16 protein-coding genes are annotated in these 17,127 nt (G+C 40.0%); 11 read left to right on the forward strand and 5 right to left on the reverse strand.

The features are described from left to right. Positions 1-8: 8 nt before the first annotated feature. The 5 genes from ACOOE0_RS00320 to ACOOE0_RS00340 all read right to left on the reverse strand — a co-directional run bounded on the left by ACOOE0_RS00320 (position 9) and on the right by ACOOE0_RS00340 (position 7,158). Entirely contained in the window at positions 9-950 is a 942-nt protein-coding gene (locus ACOOE0_RS00320) for an arginase (protein ID WP_420400504.1), read from the reverse strand. Beyond that, positions 947-2,206 carry a purine-cytosine permease family protein gene (locus tag ACOOE0_RS00325; RefSeq protein ID WP_420400505.1) on the reverse strand — a complete coding sequence of 420 codons (1,260 nt, stop codon included), beginning with the start codon at positions 2,204-2,206 and terminating at the stop codon, positions 947-949. Before ACOOE0_RS00325 ends, ACOOE0_RS00320 begins: the two co-directional genes overlap by 4 nt. An 8-nt stretch (positions 2,207-2,214) precedes the next feature. Next, on the reverse strand, positions 2,215-3,660 hold the full coding sequence (locus tag ACOOE0_RS00330; protein WP_420400506.1) for an aminoacyl-histidine dipeptidase: 1,446 nt from the start codon (positions 3,658-3,660) through the stop codon (positions 2,215-2,217). Positions 3,661-3,699: 39 nt separating this feature from the next. Continuing rightward, positions 3,700-4,755 (reverse strand): hypothetical protein, encoded by a 1,056-nt coding sequence (locus tag ACOOE0_RS00335; RefSeq protein WP_420400507.1) that lies wholly within the window; start codon positions 4,753-4,755, stop codon positions 3,700-3,702. Positions 4,756-4,827: 72 nt separating this feature from the next. Beyond that, positions 4,828-7,158, reverse strand: a complete 2,331-nt coding sequence (locus ACOOE0_RS00340) for a TonB-dependent receptor (protein ID WP_420400508.1) — start codon at positions 7,156-7,158, stop codon at positions 4,828-4,830. Positions 7,159-7,283: 125 nt separating this feature from the next. On the opposite strand from ACOOE0_RS00340, the gene ACOOE0_RS00345 reads away from it, so the two are divergent. The 11 genes from ACOOE0_RS00345 (at position 7,284) to ACOOE0_RS00395 (ending at position 16,685) form a co-directional block, all read left to right on the forward strand. Then, positions 7,284-8,522 (forward strand): hypothetical protein, encoded by a 1,239-nt coding sequence (locus ACOOE0_RS00345; RefSeq protein ID WP_420400509.1) that lies wholly within the window; start codon positions 7,284-7,286, stop codon positions 8,520-8,522. A gap of 285 nt (positions 8,523-8,807) precedes the next feature. Beyond that, the gene (locus ACOOE0_RS00350; protein WP_420400510.1) at positions 8,808-9,356 is read left to right on the forward strand and encodes a carboxymuconolactone decarboxylase family protein; all 549 of its coding nucleotides are present in this window, start codon (positions 8,808-8,810) and stop codon (positions 9,354-9,356) included. Positions 9,357-9,621: 265 nt separating this feature from the next. Further along, the gene (locus ACOOE0_RS00355; RefSeq protein WP_420400511.1) at positions 9,622-10,209 is read left to right on the forward strand and encodes a Crp/Fnr family transcriptional regulator; all 588 of its coding nucleotides are present in this window, start codon (positions 9,622-9,624) and stop codon (positions 10,207-10,209) included. Positions 10,210-10,571: 362 nt separating this feature from the next. Continuing rightward, on the forward strand, positions 10,572-11,234 hold the full coding sequence (locus ACOOE0_RS00360) for a peroxiredoxin-like family protein (RefSeq protein WP_420400512.1): 663 nt from the start codon (positions 10,572-10,574) through the stop codon (positions 11,232-11,234). Positions 11,235-11,264: 30 nt separating this feature from the next. Continuing rightward, positions 11,265-12,044: a DUF6503 family protein gene (locus ACOOE0_RS00365; RefSeq protein WP_420400513.1), complete on the forward strand. Its 780-nt coding sequence runs from the start codon at positions 11,265-11,267 to the stop codon at positions 12,042-12,044. Positions 12,045-12,161: 117 nt separating this feature from the next. After that, a complete protein-coding gene (locus tag ACOOE0_RS00370) occupies positions 12,162-12,587 on the forward strand; it encodes a DoxX family protein (protein WP_420400514.1) in 426 nt (141 codons plus the stop codon). 2 nt (positions 12,588-12,589) lie between these two features. Next, positions 12,590-13,579: an alpha/beta fold hydrolase gene (locus ACOOE0_RS00375; RefSeq protein ID WP_420400515.1), complete on the forward strand. Its 990-nt coding sequence runs from the start codon at positions 12,590-12,592 to the stop codon at positions 13,577-13,579. Between the two features lie 4 nt (positions 13,580-13,583). Next, positions 13,584-14,162: a flavodoxin family protein gene (locus ACOOE0_RS00380; protein ID WP_420400516.1), complete on the forward strand. Its 579-nt coding sequence runs from the start codon at positions 13,584-13,586 to the stop codon at positions 14,160-14,162. A gap of 371 nt (positions 14,163-14,533) precedes the next feature. After that, positions 14,534-14,917: a hypothetical protein gene (locus ACOOE0_RS00385; RefSeq protein WP_420400517.1), complete on the forward strand. Its 384-nt coding sequence runs from the start codon at positions 14,534-14,536 to the stop codon at positions 14,915-14,917. Next, complete coding sequence (locus ACOOE0_RS00390; protein ID WP_420400518.1) at positions 14,896-15,453, forward strand: sigma-70 family RNA polymerase sigma factor; 558 nt, start codon at positions 14,896-14,898, stop codon at positions 15,451-15,453. The genes ACOOE0_RS00385 and ACOOE0_RS00390 overlap by 22 nt, the downstream gene beginning before the upstream one ends. A 596-nt stretch (positions 15,454-16,049) precedes the next feature. Further along, complete coding sequence (locus tag ACOOE0_RS00395; RefSeq protein ID WP_420400519.1) at positions 16,050-16,685, forward strand: CAP domain-containing protein; 636 nt, start codon at positions 16,050-16,052, stop codon at positions 16,683-16,685. Positions 16,686-17,127: the final 442 nt, after the last annotated feature.

Raw genomic sequence — 17,127 nt, forward strand, 5'->3', positions numbered from 1 at the left:
AACTCTATTTATCCAAAACAAAAATTTAATATATCAAATGCCGTTTCGGCCATATGATTTCCCTTGTTGTCCAATAATGGGTTAACCTCCGTGAACTCAACACAAACCACCTTCTTTGTATTAAGAAATCCGATTATTATATTTTTTGCTTCCTCTGGACTAAATCCAAAAGGTACTGGGGTACCTGTTCCAAGGGACACGTAATCACAATCCAGACTGTCCACATCAAATGTTAGGTAAATGGAATCACAATCTGCCAGCTTATGTATAGCTTCCTTAATACACTTTTGTATTCCTCTAAATCTAACCTCTTCAACACTGTAATTCTTAATTTTCATTTGGGCCATCAATTGATCCTCGGCCTCTTCAGTATCCCGGACTCCAAAATAAATCAAATCTTGGGGCAGGAATTTTGGCTGATTTATTCCTATGTTTTTTAGTTTTTCCCAAGATGCAATGGTCTTCCCATCAGGATTATTGGTTTTCATTTGGACATTATCTTCCTGCAGGGCGGCAGCTAAAGGCATACCATGAACATTTCCGGAAGGAGAGGTGTACGGTGTGTGCAGATCGGCATGTGCGTCTATCCATACGATTCCAAGTCGGCTATCCGGATTTGCCGCCTTGATGCCCGAAATAGTGCCCAAAGCAGATGAATGGTCACCAGACAATATCAGTGGGAATTCATGTTTTAAAAGCGATTCCCTGACTACATTGGAAACTCGACTACATTGCTCAACCACAAAGTTGATTCGTTTGGCAAAGGAGTTTCGAACCATATTGTATATGGTTTCATTATGGGTTTCGACGTCAATAAATGGAATCCTGTTAAAAAAATCGTTTCCCGAATTAATGGCTGCGATTTCCATAGCATCGATACCCATGTCGGCACCTCTCGTACCTGCTCCTATATCCGAACGGTTTTTTATGACTTTTAGATTACTCTTCATTTAGATAACCTTTTTATTTGTTTTCTGTTCAAGAAGATATAGATCAAACCTCCTACAAGGAAGGAATCTACAAAGTAGGCATGCGTCAATTGAAATAACTCCAAGTAGGTACAAAAGGCCACCCCAGAGGCCACTCCCCAACTAAGCAGTGCGGAATAATCCCAATCCTGTACCTCTTCAAGCTCGTATCGCTGTTTTTTTATCCAAAAGAAATGAACCATATATATGGACGAAATCGAGGGAATCAAAACCCCCAATGCATTCAGAAACACAAAAAAATGCGCTGTGATACCCATTAAGGCAAACGCAATCCCAAAAAAACTGGCGATTAGCGTCAACTTCTTATAGCCCCATCTTGTTTTAATGGTAGCAAAGGCCAAAGCCGCAGAAAATAGGTTCAGGGAGTTTGTAACCCATGTAGACAAGAACAATAAAACAAAGGCTGGCAATACCAAATCAAATTTGGTCATAATTTTGATGATATCCACCTCGCCAGTTTGGATTGCGGGAACAGCACTAAAATAGAGAGCAAAAGGGCTCCCAAGAAGAATCCCTAGAACAGCAATTAAACTGTGCTTGTCATTTGTTGTGAATCTTGAAAAATCTGCGATGAAAACTGGAAGGAAAACAGTTGAACCTACAAGTATGGCTACAGCTTCAAAAAGTGTTAAGGATGGTTCTTCCGGAACGAAATCAATTATTTGTGAGAAAGACATTCCATCTTGAAAACTTACATAATACACATAAAGTAGAAACAAGGCTAAAAAAGGCACGCCGATGTTGGTCAATCTTTCTAAGCTTTGAATACCATAAATTGTAGTAACAGTAATCAAAGCCCCCATCACCATAATAATGGGCCAATGGGGCACAACCATATTGAAAGTGGCCAATGCAGTATCTGCAACAGCAACTGAAAGTAATTCCAAGGTTACCGAAAACCAACCCAACAACACAATTCCAAAGACAAAATTCAAAATTTTGGCCCCCTGTTTCCCAAAGCTGAAATACAGAATCATATAGGTTGAGAATCGTGATCGATTTCCAATTCTAGTAGTGGCAAGACACAGCAAAGACAGTATAAAAGTAGAAATGCCAAAGGCCCATATTGCTTTTTTGAAACCAATGCCCAAAGCTATCTCAGCTCCCAGATAAAAAATTGACAAAGTGAGACCCGTACCGGCAATGATCAACGCGATAACCCATCCAGATCTATAATCTTTGGGTTGTACTTTGGAGTTTGTATACTGATCGGCCATAGTTTGGATTATTCAAGAGTTTGCAATAATTTGACAAGGAACTTCCAGAATTTTTTAACAGAGGTTACCTGAACACGCTCCTCCGGCGAATGGGCCCCCAATATATTTGGGCCGAAAGAAATCATTTGCATTTTAGGGTACATACCCGCAATCACGCCACATTCCAGGCCAGCATGTATAGATTTCACATTTGGAACAACTCCATTTAAATCTTCATAGCACGCTTTGGCAATTGCCAATAACTCGCTATCAGGTTTTGGTTCCCATCCAGGATACGGGCCAATTTCGCTAACCTGGGCAAAAGGAAAACATTCTTGAATAGAAGCTACCATTTCATCTCTTTCAGAATTAACTGAGCTTCGGGTATGGCATTTGATTTCATACGAACCATCTTCGATGTTTAATACAGCAATATTGCTCGAAGTCTGCACCAAATCATCAAGTCCCCTGGTCATGCTGTAAACACCATTTGGCAATTTTAACAGCGCGGATATCAATTGGTTTTGAGTGTTAACATCCATTATTCCTGTAGAGCGGTTCACTTTAACTTTATCTATGGACATAAAGGGGTCCGTAAGTTGATAATCCCGTTTTATCCTTTCAGCAGCAGCCAAAAATTCCAATTCAAAGCTGGAAAGTTTGTCCTCACGAACAGCCATAATGGCCATACCATTTCGAGGAATGACATTGGTAAGCGCACCAATACTGACCGAATGCAATCTACAATCCACTTTAGAAATTAGATTATTTAAGAGTTCGGACATTACGAGAATTGCATTGGCAGAGCCCAGGTGAATGTCCACGCCAGAATGCCCTCCCTTAAGACTACCCAGTTTTATCTGGTGAAGTTCATATTCCTTGGCGTCAAGAATTTTTGTTTGGTAAGAGCCACGTATTTCTACATCCACACCACCAGCACAACCAATGGTAATCTCATCGTCTTCTTCCGAATCAAGATTTAGAAGAAATTCTCCACGTAGTTGATTTTTGGTCAAAGCCATCGCCCCCGTCATTCCCTTTTCCTCATCAATAGTAAATAAGGCCTCAATTGGTGGGTGTTCCAATGCATCAGACGCTAATACCGCCATAATTGCTGACACCCCAATACCATTATCTGCACCCAGAGTGGTGTCTTTCGCCTTTACCCAATCTCCTTCTATGTACATTTGAATGCCCTGCGTATCAAAATCAAAAGTGGACCCCGTTTCTTTTTGATGTACCATATCCAAATGAGCCTGCAGCACTACTGTTTTGCAATTTTCTCTTCCACTGCTTCCAGCTTTACGGATAATGACGTTTCCAATTTGGTCCATTGAAGTTTCCAATCCCAATGAATTACCAAACGCAACCATAAAGGCGCTAATTTCTTCTTCCTTGGTAGAGGCCCGAGGGATTGCATTAATGGCTTCAAAATATCGCCAAACTATATTTGGTTCAAGTTCCCTGACTGTCATTATTACGGTTCTCGATTAAAATTTGGCTATTATAGATTCTTAGTCGTCGCTTACAAGTTTTTTCACCAAGGGCTTCAAATCAGAATGGCAAACTACTCCATTGTCCACAATTAGAATATCATCCAAATAAATACTAGTCCTTCCAACTACACCGTCAAAATGCGATTTGGCAGGTTGACCCAAAGGCGGCATATCCATTGGACTGGTATGGCCAAACCCAAAATCTACGCCGCCCCAAATCCGTTCGTCCTCTACGATCTCCCCGCACAATTGACGGACCCCAGGGTTAAAACCAAACATGTTGTGTGAAATCTTGTACATGTTTGGATCGTTAAAGGACGCCAGGTATTTTTTAAACTTTTTCACTTCCGATTTTGTGCCTTTTACTTCTGCAATGTCGCCATCTTTCATCATAAACTCAATTTGATTATCATTTTCATAGATATCCGCATTCATCAACAAATCAAACACAATAGTACCATTCATGCTACCTGTTTTTGGAACAATGTTCACGTATCCCGGAGCTGTACCAAACCGAGGAGTTGATAAGTCACCATCGTCATAATCAAATAAATAGTTCAAATCGGTTTCATACGAAACATCCGTACCATTTTCTGCAGTAATTCGGATTTTTTCTGCCTTCATGCACATGTCCTTGACCTTGGCTAGAAACAAACCCAATGTCTTGATGTCAAAAGTTGTAAAGACACGGGTCAGGGAGGGTATCGATGATTGGCCCAGAACCATGTATCTCAATTTTTTGTTATTGTCAAAAGCGCTTTCCCAAATGTCTGAATATAACATTACATTGGTATGCAGTTCAATCCATACATCGACATTACTCAGCGCTGCAGTGAGGGCTTCTGATGGCCAATATTTGACCCCTGCTTGTCCATCATAAGGTGATTTGGGCGTCCACATAATCAGGGGTTTTCCCCCTACAGCGTGCACAGCTCCTGCCAGATCATCGGCAAAATCTCGGTTAGATTCCGTGTCTCCTGTAATAGCCACGGTTTCTCCAGGCTGGACTTGAAACATATCTTGTATCAAGGTTTTTGCTACTCTAGCACTTTCCAAAAAATACTTTGTGCTCATATATCATGATATTAAAGAAAAGGGAATTAACCCGCATTCCCTTTTCTATGGTTAATGTTCAGAATTAAAAAATTAAAAGCTTACGGACAACGTGGTTCCTACTGTGGCCGGAGTACCCCTCCAACCAATTCCAAAGTCGGTGTATTCCAAATAATACTGCTCGTCCAATATATTTCTTGCCCAAAGGGTAAGGGCGACCTTGCCAGATGTAAGTCGTGCTTGGGCATCCAATAGTTGATAGGCATCTGAGGTAAACTCGTCGGCATTGGAGTCCTCCCAATAGATTTTTCCTGTTCCATTATAGTTGATACTAAGATCCAATGTGGTCTTTTCATTGAATGGAATACTTGACTCAAGACCCAGATTAAAATTGCTCTGGGGCACCAAAGAGGTATTGTTGTCATTAAACTGATTTAAATCCCTGGCCATTCCATCTGCGCCTCCTGTAGACCCTCCTTCCTTAATTATGGATTTTACGTAACCGTAGTTAAACAGCACATCCAAATATTTGGAAACTCTAGTTTTAGTATCTATTTCAAAACCCGTAATCTCACTTTTTTCGTAATTGAAATTCCCTGGGGTGAAATCTGGAAATGTTATTGCAAATTGTTGTCGGTTCTTGAAGTCGGAATAGAACACCGACCCATTTAGGATAAAACGGTTGCCCCAGGAAGAAGTCTTGAATCCAATCTCGAAATTGTTCGAAAACTCACCTTCAAAATCCCTGTTGAACAAATCGGTTACCCTTGGGTTGAAACCTCCAGCTCTATAACCCCTACCATAGTTGGAGTATAACAGGGTATTCTCTGTGGCTTGATACGATAAAGATGCTTTGGGCTGCAGTACATCCTCACTTTTCTCATCGGTTTGACCATTGAGAAAATCCTCTAGCTCAAACTTGTCACTATCAAAACGAAGTCCAATTGAACCCGTGAGTTTATCACTAAGTTTATAATCCATAAAACCGAACAGAGCAATGGTCTGGAAATTTGCGACATAATCTGTCACAGCAAAGACATCACTGAAGGTAAAATCACTTTGAAAAAATGGTCTTTCTATAGTCTGAAAGAATCCTCCAAAACTCCAGTCCAACTTGCTTGTGGTACTCCTATTGGTCAAACGGATTTCTTGATTAAAGGTTTGTGTATCATTGGTTTCGCCTTGGTCCAAGAACCAGTCCTCAGTGACTGTCATATCTAGATCACCAATGGTAGAGCGGTTTACATCACTATATGAGGTAATACTCTGCAGCTTGACATTGCCAAGATTCCACTCCAGATTCAGATTGCCGTAAAAATTTTTTAAATCGGATTCTCCTAGAATATCCTGAAAAATAACATTATTACCGTCATCCGGAGTAGGGTTCAAGTAAGGTAAAATACCATCGTTTGCATCTATAAATGCAGGCGCACCAGGAGAAGTGGAATAATAGGTTGCACCGCCTTCAGAATTTATGTACTGCGTGGTGAGGCTTGCTTTGAAATTAGGAGAAAACCTGAACATCAATTGCCCCCTTAAGGTCAATTCCTGTTTAAAGTCAACCTTTTCATCTAAAAATTCGTTGTTTAAAAGCCCATCAAAATCGCGATACTGTGCTGAAACCCTATAAAAGACTTTGTCTTTTTGAATTGCTCCCGAGGAGATAAATCTTCCTAAAAAAGCATTTCCATTTCCATAGCCAACCGTAATCTTATTTTTTGTCACATTGGTAGGCTCTTTGGAGTAAATATTGATTGCGCCACCTATGGCGTTTTTTCCATATAACGCGCCTTGCGGGCCTTTGACCACTTCTATTAACGCCAAGTCAAACAACTCTTGGTTCAACAAACTTGGATCAGCGATGGTCACACCATCTATTACAAAGGCAACTGGTGCGTCCGTGTTTCGGATTTGCGGAATACCACGAATCACCAGAGAGTTAACACCAACAGCCTGACTCTCACTAAGTTTAAGGTTAGGGACCAGATTAGCAAAGGTGGTCACATTGTTAATCCCTATTTTTTCAATCCCATCTGAATTAAAGGCGGTAACCGATTCTGGTGTGGTTTGTATCGATGCGGTACGTTTTCTCGCTTTTCCAATAACACCAGCAAACCCCAAAACCTCAACACCATCCAATTGCTGGGCATCCTCTTTCATGACAATATTCAGGTTAACTTCGTTTTCAGATGTAATTTCCTGGGTTTCAAAACCTAAATAAGAAAATACCAATATAGCTTCGAAAGAGACTGATATCTCAAAGTTTCCGTTAAAGTCGGTGGTCACGCCGTTCGTAGTTCCCTTTTCTAGGATATTGACTCCTGGTAGGGGTTCAGTGCCATCTGTTACAATACCCTGTATGGTTCTTTCTTGACCCCAACTTGTCAAGGGGATCAGGATTAAAATAAACAGTAATTTTTTCATGAGTTCCAGTTTTAAAAGATAGGTTCTTTTGTTAGATGAACCCAAGGTAACGCTCACTTATTACTTACGATTATTTATGAATATTAATACATTATTTAATAATTTTAGAAATAAAATAGGAATTTATGAAAAAACAGGAAGTAGATTCCCTGCCACTTACTTCTGAATATTTCGGGATTTTGCTGGTATCGTTGAGAGATACCTTTAAAAAAAAACACGACTTAAATGAGCTTCCCAAGTCAATGCAATTCTTTGGCTACGGAAATTATGATCCTGAAAATCCCAATCTCAAAAGCGATCTGGAACGGATTGGCAGCGATTTCGTTAATGGAAAATACCTTTATGATAAAGTAAGGGATTACCATAAGGGTAAACCCATTATCAAATTGAACCGGTACTACAAGTCAATAGTACTATTGTATATAGGTTACGACTCTGTTGACTCTTTTTTAACCCATAACAAACTTGAGGAGCAAAAGGAAAAGAAACAAATTTCATTGCTTTACAATGAAAAAGCTCAAAAAACCTATTACTACTTGAACTACTATTATGGGGAGGATGATGTTATCTATAAAGGAGAAACGGTAATTTCCAATAATTGGAGTAAAATAAAGCATACATACCTATATCCCCAAGAAGACGGCAGTTTTAAGGAACACTACAACTTTGGAAACATTGTTAGACGGGAAGATACACTTCATATTAGCTCCAAAACCCTATTGGACGGTAAATTAGTGGAAGGCGGTAGAGAGACCTATTATATTGGCCACAACGATCCGTCCAACGTAGAATTTCTAATTGGAGCCTACTGCACATTTGATATCTATACCAATACAGTGGCCGGCCAAAGTATTTTGGAGAAATGCCAGTCTAAGGAAGACATGGAGAAAAGGGCCAAAAGCCCTTATGTTCCGCCATATATAGCTATGGAAATCAGAAATAAACGAATAATAAATAAAAGTATTGTGCCGAAACATCATCTGGAAATCTCCAATGATAGTCCTTATGCCTCCATTTACCAAGGTTTGGCGGGAACATACAATTTAATCTTTGTATTTTCTGATGGGTCTAATGAACAATTGAAGTTCAAAGTTTTGCAGACCAACTACAAAATACTTGCTCTTACAGATAATGTTTATTTTGAAAAGGATAGGATTGAACTCTTAAATAAGGGCTCGGTAGTCCACTTCAGTTTTGATTTTGCCGGCATTATCGCCTTCGATCAGATCGATGTTTATTTTAAGACCTATTATTTGAAAGAAGATGGGGAAACCCATGTTGGTGTTTTTAGCGGCATAGATATTGAAAATCGTCTGGTTTCAGGTGAAGTCAAAATAGGATTTGAAAGCATCCAAGATATTTAGTAAAAACCAATAATCATTTATAAGAATTGATGAAGGACTATGGGAATGTACTTTAAATCCCATTTATCAACAATTTTACAAACCCTGCTTCACCAATGTATACTTAATGTATTTCATAAAGAGTGTTAGATAAAACCCTTGTCAGAAAACAATCTTGAACTAGTTCAAGATTGTGCCTTGTCTTATTTCAAGAGTATTTCCTGTCTTGGTTCATTTTTATCCTCTTGATGTCATTGCAACTTTGTACTGTCGATATTGACAAACAAAATCTAAAAACAAAATAAAATGACATCACAAGAAAAAGTAACCTTTGAAGTACCTACTAAAGACCAAGTATCTGTTAAGAACCAGGCCATTTTTGACCAAATGCAAAAATCATTCGGCACAGTTCCCAATCTATATGCCACTTTTGCATTGAACGAAACAGCACTTCCCGACTATCTAGCATTGCAAAATCGCAAAAGCACTTTATCCGCTAAGGAAAGAGAAATCATCAACTTGGTTGTAAGCCAGGTCAACGAATGTGAATATTGTTTGCCGGCACACACGATGATCAGTAAAATGCATGGATTTACAGATGAGCAAATCTTGGAAATTCGCGGGGCCCAGATTACTTTTAATGACAAATATGATGCCCTGGCAAAGTTTGTGAAAGATACCACAGTCAACCGTGGTAGAGCATCAGAAGAAGCTGCGGATGTCCTATTCGATGCTGGCTATACACAAGCAAACGTGATCGATATCATTATGGTAATCGGTGATAAAATCATTAGTAACTATCTACACAACTTTACTAAGATTCCAGTGGACTTTCCAGAAGTTCCCAATATCTAGTTTTCATTAAGTAAGCCCCAAGCATTGTGGGGCTTACTTCTCTAAACCCGCTTTGTAATAGAAAAGATAAACCGCATATTGAAAATCTTTATAACTGTGATTTTTCTGAGTGCAAGTTCAACGAGCATTTCTCAAGATATTGCCTACGGTAGCGACCATATTTTCATCAAGCTCTTTGGTTCAGCTATTCAGTTAAATCATTATATTTAAAGGCAAACACGGTAACTAGCAAAAATCATTGAGCCTAGAGATTCCCTGTCAAGAAATGGAGAAATTTGAACCAATATTAAAAAACGTCGCCCGCAATGTTGAGCTAACGGACCAAGAAAAGGAATTGTTCACCTCCATAATCAAGATTTCCCGGGTAAAGAAAAGACAGTTCGTAATCCAACCAGGTTATCCTTGTGAATACAGGAACTATATTGTGAAAGGGGCTTTCCGAATGTTCCTTTTGGATGATAAGGGAAAGGAACATACTGTTAGCATTGGTATCGAGGACTGGTTTTTCACCGATTTCTACAGTCATATTTACAAAAAGCCCTCAAACTTTTTTGCAGAGGCCCTAGAAGATTCCATCATATTCCAAATGAGCTACGAAGATATTGAAGAAACATGTTCTAAAAGTCATGCCATAAGCCAATATTGGAGGGTCATATTGGAAAAGGCATATGCCAACTCCAAAAATAGAATAGTTTCCAACTTCAGTAAAACATCCGAAGAACGCTATCAGGAATATTTTAACAAGTATCCGCATATCGTAAACCGGGTTCCCCAATATGTGATTGCCTCCTATTTAGGGATTTCCGCAGAATTTCTTAGCAAGATTCGAGCACGTCCGAATAAGAAAACTTGAATTAGTTCAAGATAATTTTCTGTTTCAGTTCATTTTTAATCTTTTTAAGCCCACTAATTTTGTTCTTTCGAGAATAAAGCAATGGAGAGCCCGGTGGTTTTTCATTGCTTTTTAAATTTCCAAGGTTTGTCCATATCTCAAACCCGCAAATTCTAGATTCACCAATACGCGGGTATTCTTACCTATTAATCACCTTTAGATTTTCCGAAATAATCATCCACCTCCTTTTAAAATCTTGAACTAGTTCAAGGTTGTCGGTTGTTCCAGTTCAAGGGTATTTCCTGTCTTGGTTCATTTTTATCCACCTCATTTCACAGGAGATTTGTGGTGTGATTTTATTTCAAAAAGTAAAAGTATATACCATGAAAGAGGTTGTAGTTCCTTCTTATAAAGAAGGTTTGAATGAACTAAGAGGGAGCCTTGTAGATATGCTACCAGGCGATGCTTTGGAAATATTTGATAAAGATGCAGAGACGCTTCAAAAGGAACACACGTCTATTTTAAAACTAAAAAGGGGCGACAAGGCTATTGATTTTACATTATCCAATGCAGTCAACAAGAGTATCAACTTATACGAAATCCTAAAAAAAGATAAGATCGTACTCACTTTTTATAGGGGCGCCTGGTGTCCCTACTGTAACCTTGCACTCAACCAGTATCAGGCAATCTTGCCGGAGATTACCGAAGCCGGTGCCGCACTTATTGCCATTTCCCCACAAAGCCCCGATGGGTCATTGAACATACAGGAAAGGAACGGGCTCCAGTTCGAGGTATTGAGTGATAACGGAAACCTTATCGCCAAGGAGTACACCACGGTACATCCTAACCCAAAAAGATCACTTAAAGCCATGACGGAAATGGGGTATGACTACGATAGTTACAACGCTGACGAAGATAGTGAGTTGCCTGTACCCGCAACCTTTATCATTGAAAGGAACGGCACTATCTCTTTTGCCAAGTCCGAAGGTGCAGACTACCGTAATCGGGTGGAACCAAGAGAAATCATAAATGCTTTGAACAAATAACAAATAGTAATACTTAAATACACAATTATCATGAGAAAACAATTGATCAAAATCGTTTCAGTTGCGCTTACAATACTGGCAACCTCTGTCCAGGCACAAGATGCCCGGGGACTTATTACAAAAGTGGTGGATGCCAATGGAGGTGTCAAGGCCCTGCGCAAGTTAAAGGACGTATCCTTTGACTATACCTTTAAGGTTCCGGCCAGCAATGTCGTCGATGTATCCAAGGAAAGATACATTTTCAATGGGGAGGTATCCTATGGGGAATACACCAAAAGACAGGTCTATGCGCTTCCTCAACTAAAAGGAGAACACACCCAGTTTTTTGACGGCAAAAAGACCGTTTCCTTGATCAACGGAAATGTTATCACGGAACAACAGCCAGCCTATATCGGGCATGCCCTTAGAAAGACCAATTACTACTGGTTCGCCATGATGTTCAAACTTTTGGATCCAGGGGTAAACCACAAACAATTAGCGGATAGAAAGGTAAACGGAACCTCCTACAAGATAGTGGAAATGACCTTTGGGGAAAACGTTGGGGAGTCCGATGACAAATATATCCTCTACATCAATCCTGACACCTATAGAATCGACCAGTTCCTTTACACTGCAAAGGGCTTTGGGATAACTGACCCTAGTCTTATGAAGCTCAAGTACGAGAAATTCGGCGATGTCTATCTGACCACTTTTCGAAAGTACGCCCCTGCTGATTGGAAGGGCAATGTTGTAAAAGAGGCCTGGACGGAACAATACACCAAGAACGTAAAGTTCAACAACGGTTACGATCTAAGGAACATCCGAATCTAATATTAACAATAACAAAAAAAAACCTCGCAGGGTCAAGGCCCTGCTGGGTTCTACAATTGAATTTTACAAATTCAACATCAAAAAAATACTGTATATCCAACAACCATTACTAAAAAAATGAAACAAGTTAATCAGGACATAGGGCTGCTCATATTGAGGATTACAATTGGTGGTCTGCTGTTGTTCCACGGAATAAAAAAAGTTGTGGACGGGCACGGTTTTATTAAAAAAGTATTGTCAGACGCAGGATTGCCGGAGTTTTTATGGTTGGGCGTTCCCGTTGCAGAAGTTGTTGCCCCTATCCTATTGATCTTAGGAGTGTTTACAAGAAGTGCATCCCTTTTGATAGCATTTACGATGGCAATGACCATATATCTTGCTTTCGGATGGTCGGGCTTCGAGATCAACCAGTTTGGGGCCTTTAAGGTGGAGCTGAACCTGTTCTTTATGTTGACGGCGATTAGCCTTTATTTCACAGGTGCGGGAAATATATCCCTTTCTGAAAAACTGCTCCAGTCCAACACAAAACTTAAAAATCTATAACAATGAAAAAGTTAATTCTAGCATGGTCATTAATCGCTTTGGCACAGATGGCCATAGGGCAACAATCCAAAAAGGAATCCGAAAATGGCATTGCCCATACCGTAACATATCTGGAGACTGCACACCGTAAAATAGAGGTCAATGGTATTTCCATATTCTATAGGGAAACCGGTAACCCCAAAAAAGAAACCATATTAATGTTACATGGTTTTCCAAGTTCATCCCATATGTACAGGGATGTTATGAAAAAATTGGCCTCTGATTTCCATGTGGTTGCACCGGACTATCCCGGGTTTGGGTTCAGTGATGCCCCAACGATCAAAGAATACGAATACACCTTTCACAATGTGTCCTTGTTGATGGATGCGTTTGTGGACAAACTGGACATTGACTCTTACTACATTATGATGCAAGATTACGGCGGCCCCATTGGATTTAGGATGGCGGTTAGAAATCCTGAAAAAGTCAAGGGCTTTATTGTCCAAAACGCCAACGCATATTTTGAAGGGCTCAGCGGAGAGTGGGCACAGAAATATAGTACCATGTTAGAAGTTGGAGACATGGATGGTGTTCTTAAAATCCAAAATTGGTGGATGTCATTGGAGGGGCTTAAAGAAATGTACCTCAATGGGGTCAAAGACCCTTCAAAAGTTGACCCCATATCCTATTTGACTGACGAAGCTCTATTGAGAAGGGAGGGTATCAATGAGATACAGATTACCTTCTTGAACAACTATGGCAGCAATTTCGACAGTTACCCGGCTTGGCAGCAATATTTGAGGGAAAACCAGCCCCCTACCCTTATTATTTGGGGAATCCATGACAAGTTCTTCAGTGTCGACGGCGCAAAGGCATTCTCAAAAGACCTTAAAAATGTAGAGACCCATTTGATAGATGGAAGCCACTTTCTATTGGAACTCCATTCAGAGGAGGCCGCAAAGCTCATTACGGAATTCATAAACAAAATCCAGTCATCAATATTTAAAAAATAAAATCATGAAAACAAAACTTGCAATCGCGTACTTCAGCGGGTATGGACACACCAAAAAGTTGGTTGAGGCTATAGCCGAAGGAATAACCTCTGTAGACAATACGGAGTTAAAGACATACAGGATTAATGCAAATGGGGAAATTCCCGATACTTGGCTTGAGGAACTTTCCGAGGCGGATGCCATAATCTATGGTTCGCCAACATATATGGGAAGTGTTGCCTGGCAATTTAAAAAGTTCGCTGATGCCTCGGGAGCCGTCTGGAGCAAGCGGGCTTGGAAGAACAAAATTGCAGGCGGGTTTACCGTTTCAGGTTCCACCAATGGGGACAAGCACTCCACAATGTCTTATTTGACCACACTGGCCATGCAGCATGGTCAAATATGGGTTGGTCTGGGACTTTTATCTAGTAACAAAAAGGAACATGGTCCCAAGGATATAAATTGGACAGGGGGATATGCTGGTCTGTTGGCAATTGCACCGTCTGATGCCTCTCCCGAAGAGGCACCAAGAAAAGGGGACTTGGAAACCGGGATACTCTACGGGGCGAGACTTGCCGAAATCACTAACCAGCTTAAAAAATAGAATTGTTGGCTCCGTTATGGTTTCAGTCTTTCTTGGACCCAACAATAAGGCAGTTTTTGACACCATTCATTGAAACAATTGACACTTGGGCCAGCCCCAACAATTGGGTGCCATCGCAAAACTTTGACCTCGTGTTCCAGGGGCTGTTTATTATGAGCATGGCGATAATAATTTTGCCTAATTTGATTAAATCAATTGTCATAAGGCATTATTTAAGAAAGGAAAAAATTCATGGACAAAATTTTCAAACTTGGTCTGATTGCCCTCCCAAAAATGAAACTGAAAACAGTTCGGATAAAGCCTTGCTTCTTATGGTCTATGTAGACTATCTAACAAGAATAAGTTTCGGCCTTAACCAAATTTAATTTATCGTGTTACAAATTTGGAAAAATTATATATCCTGGCATATTGCTGTTTTGCTCCTAAGCTGCGGTTACCTAATATTTAGTTATTACAGCAGTCCTGATGTAATGTTACATAAATGGATGATGCTCGTTTTAGTTGCTTCTATGTTATTGCCATTCTTCGGCAATATCTACTGGGTCTTCACTAGGTTAAGACCGGAAGTAAAAAAAAAAGAAAAGTGTTATGGGAAAATTTTACAGGTATCAAAGGCATATGTCGATAAAGGGGAAGATGGTGTCATCGAATTCATGGATAAGGAATTTCTCAAAAATAACTTTGGAGGAAATCCAAAAACAAAATTGACCCGCCAACAAAACCAAAAATCAACATGGACGAAAGAAGATTGTTAAAACCGGAACGTTGGATTTCCAATTATTCTGACTTCCTTAAAGCTTATGTGCTCAAAATGGCACCTTTCCACCTAGTGGAGGATCTAGTGCAGGAAACCTTCCTTTCAGCATTGAAAACCGCACCCCTTTATAAGGGCAACTCCACAGAACGCAACTGGTTAGTTGGCTTACTTAGACACAAAATAGCGGATTACTACCGAGGTATTAATACAAAAAAGGCGCTTACAAAAGAAAGGGCTCTATGGTCAGAATACTTAAATGGATATGCTCCTTTGAATCCCCATTCTTTTAAATTGGATAGTACCAACCCTGAGACGTATATTGTTTTAAATGATTTGGTTAAGATATTGGAAGAGGGTTTTGATTCTCTGACGGAAAAGGAATCAAGCGCCCTTAGACTTAAAATAGAAGGGTTGAACACAAACCAGATTTGCAACAACATGAATATCAATAGAGCCTACTGCTGGCTACTAATTTCAAAAGCAAGAAAAAAACTCAAAATATTCTTAGAGGAAAATTGGTTGATGGCGGTTTAAGGAGTACATCTTATTTAAAACTAACAATGGACTAATACATCCTAATCAATAGGTTTCTTAAAAATAACGTTTATTGATACTTGATCTGAAGAGTTCGTTACATCTCTTGTTTTAGAACTTTTAACCCTTAACTTTGAGATGAAAGTCAAATGACACTATTTGCAACCAAATAGACCGTCAACAAATCGGTCAACAGATTTTGTAAAGTCGTTTTAAAACGTATAAAACCTCGGATTCCTGGTAGTCGCTAGAACCCTGCCGCGGTCACTGAAAGGCAGTTTGAATCCTGCCGAGGTCACTTAAAGCGCAAGCCCTGCATGAAAATGCAGGGTTTTGTTTTTTCTGAAAGCGTCGAAAGCGAATGGCTTTCGTTAGCTGGAGAAAATGACAAAACCGCAGGGCGATAGCCATGTAGACTTGCATTTTCAGGAGGGAGTACAAAGGAAGTGAAACCATCCTGCCGTGGTCACCGAGACTCTTATATGCGTATAATGGACATACGCCAATCTTATTTGCTTGCAGACAAAGTCCAACCTAAAAACACTAAATAATGAAAGGAAACGTTTTTTTATTTAGAACCTACTTATTGCACTATAATGAAAAAATCACTTCCCAAAATCAGTACGGCTACCCTTCCCATTTTCCTATGTTTGATTTTATTCAACCTAGCCTGTTCCAAATCCGATGAAGAACAGCATAGCCCATTGATTGATTTGGGAATGGACGATGCCGAAGTTGAGTCAAGGCTCACCACCTCACTGGTGGGAGAATCTCCTGATGGTGAAGGCAATCCAGAAAATCTTTGTGCCAATGGCGAAATGCAATTGATGTCTGATGACCCATACTGCGGATACGTTGATGTTGGGGAATACGCGGTAAACCAAATTAACTTTTACAGGGCCAAGCATGGATTACCACCTTATGTTAGAGCCATTGAGTATGAGTTATGTGCTGCGCGTGAAGCCCGTTTGGCAGCTCAAAACGACACCTTTCATTGGAATGATGGTTGTGATTGGCGATCCCAAGGTGCTGCAGGTGGCGGCCGAGGGGGTGATGATTCTGAAGGCACCGTGGAAAAGTCAGTCTGGTGGGTCCCCAAATTGTTTTACCAAGAAGGCCCAGAAGGTGGACATTACCATGCCATGATGGAGGAAAGGAGCAGACGGGTTGCCATTGGATACTTTGCCATTGACAGAGATAGGCACGGCATCGTGGTCAACTACTATGATTAGTCTTGACAAAGTAAAAGTTGGGTGTTCAAAGTAAAGAGTGATGTACTAAGCATGAACGTTTAGTTGGTAATTAGAAGAAAACCTCAGCCTCATACAAACTCTTTCAAACTTGAGAATGCTTTTGGCCTATTCGTTTTGTTCTACTCTTGGATAAGAAGGAATCCGAGTAAACCGCATACCATCTCCTATTCCCATATCAATCTTGTTTGGATTTTGCCATTTCTGCGCTTTCAAGCATAGGTAGATAACTAACATTGCGTAAGGGTAGCCTTAACTCCAAAAGGTCATTTTATTTGTTTAAAAAATGTATTAAGCATAAATCTTTGTTTTCTAAAGTGGATAAAAATATTTGTATTTGAAGTTGTGCAACTAAGATTACCCTCAGGAATTCAATGATTACCAAAAGCAAAAGGTGGCCTAAACCAAGGCCACCTTTTTCCAC

It is taken from the genome of Flagellimonas sp. (genome assembly GCF_965215805.1).
In the GTDB taxonomy this organism is placed as follows: domain Bacteria; phylum Bacteroidota; class Bacteroidia; order Flavobacteriales; family Flavobacteriaceae; genus Flagellimonas.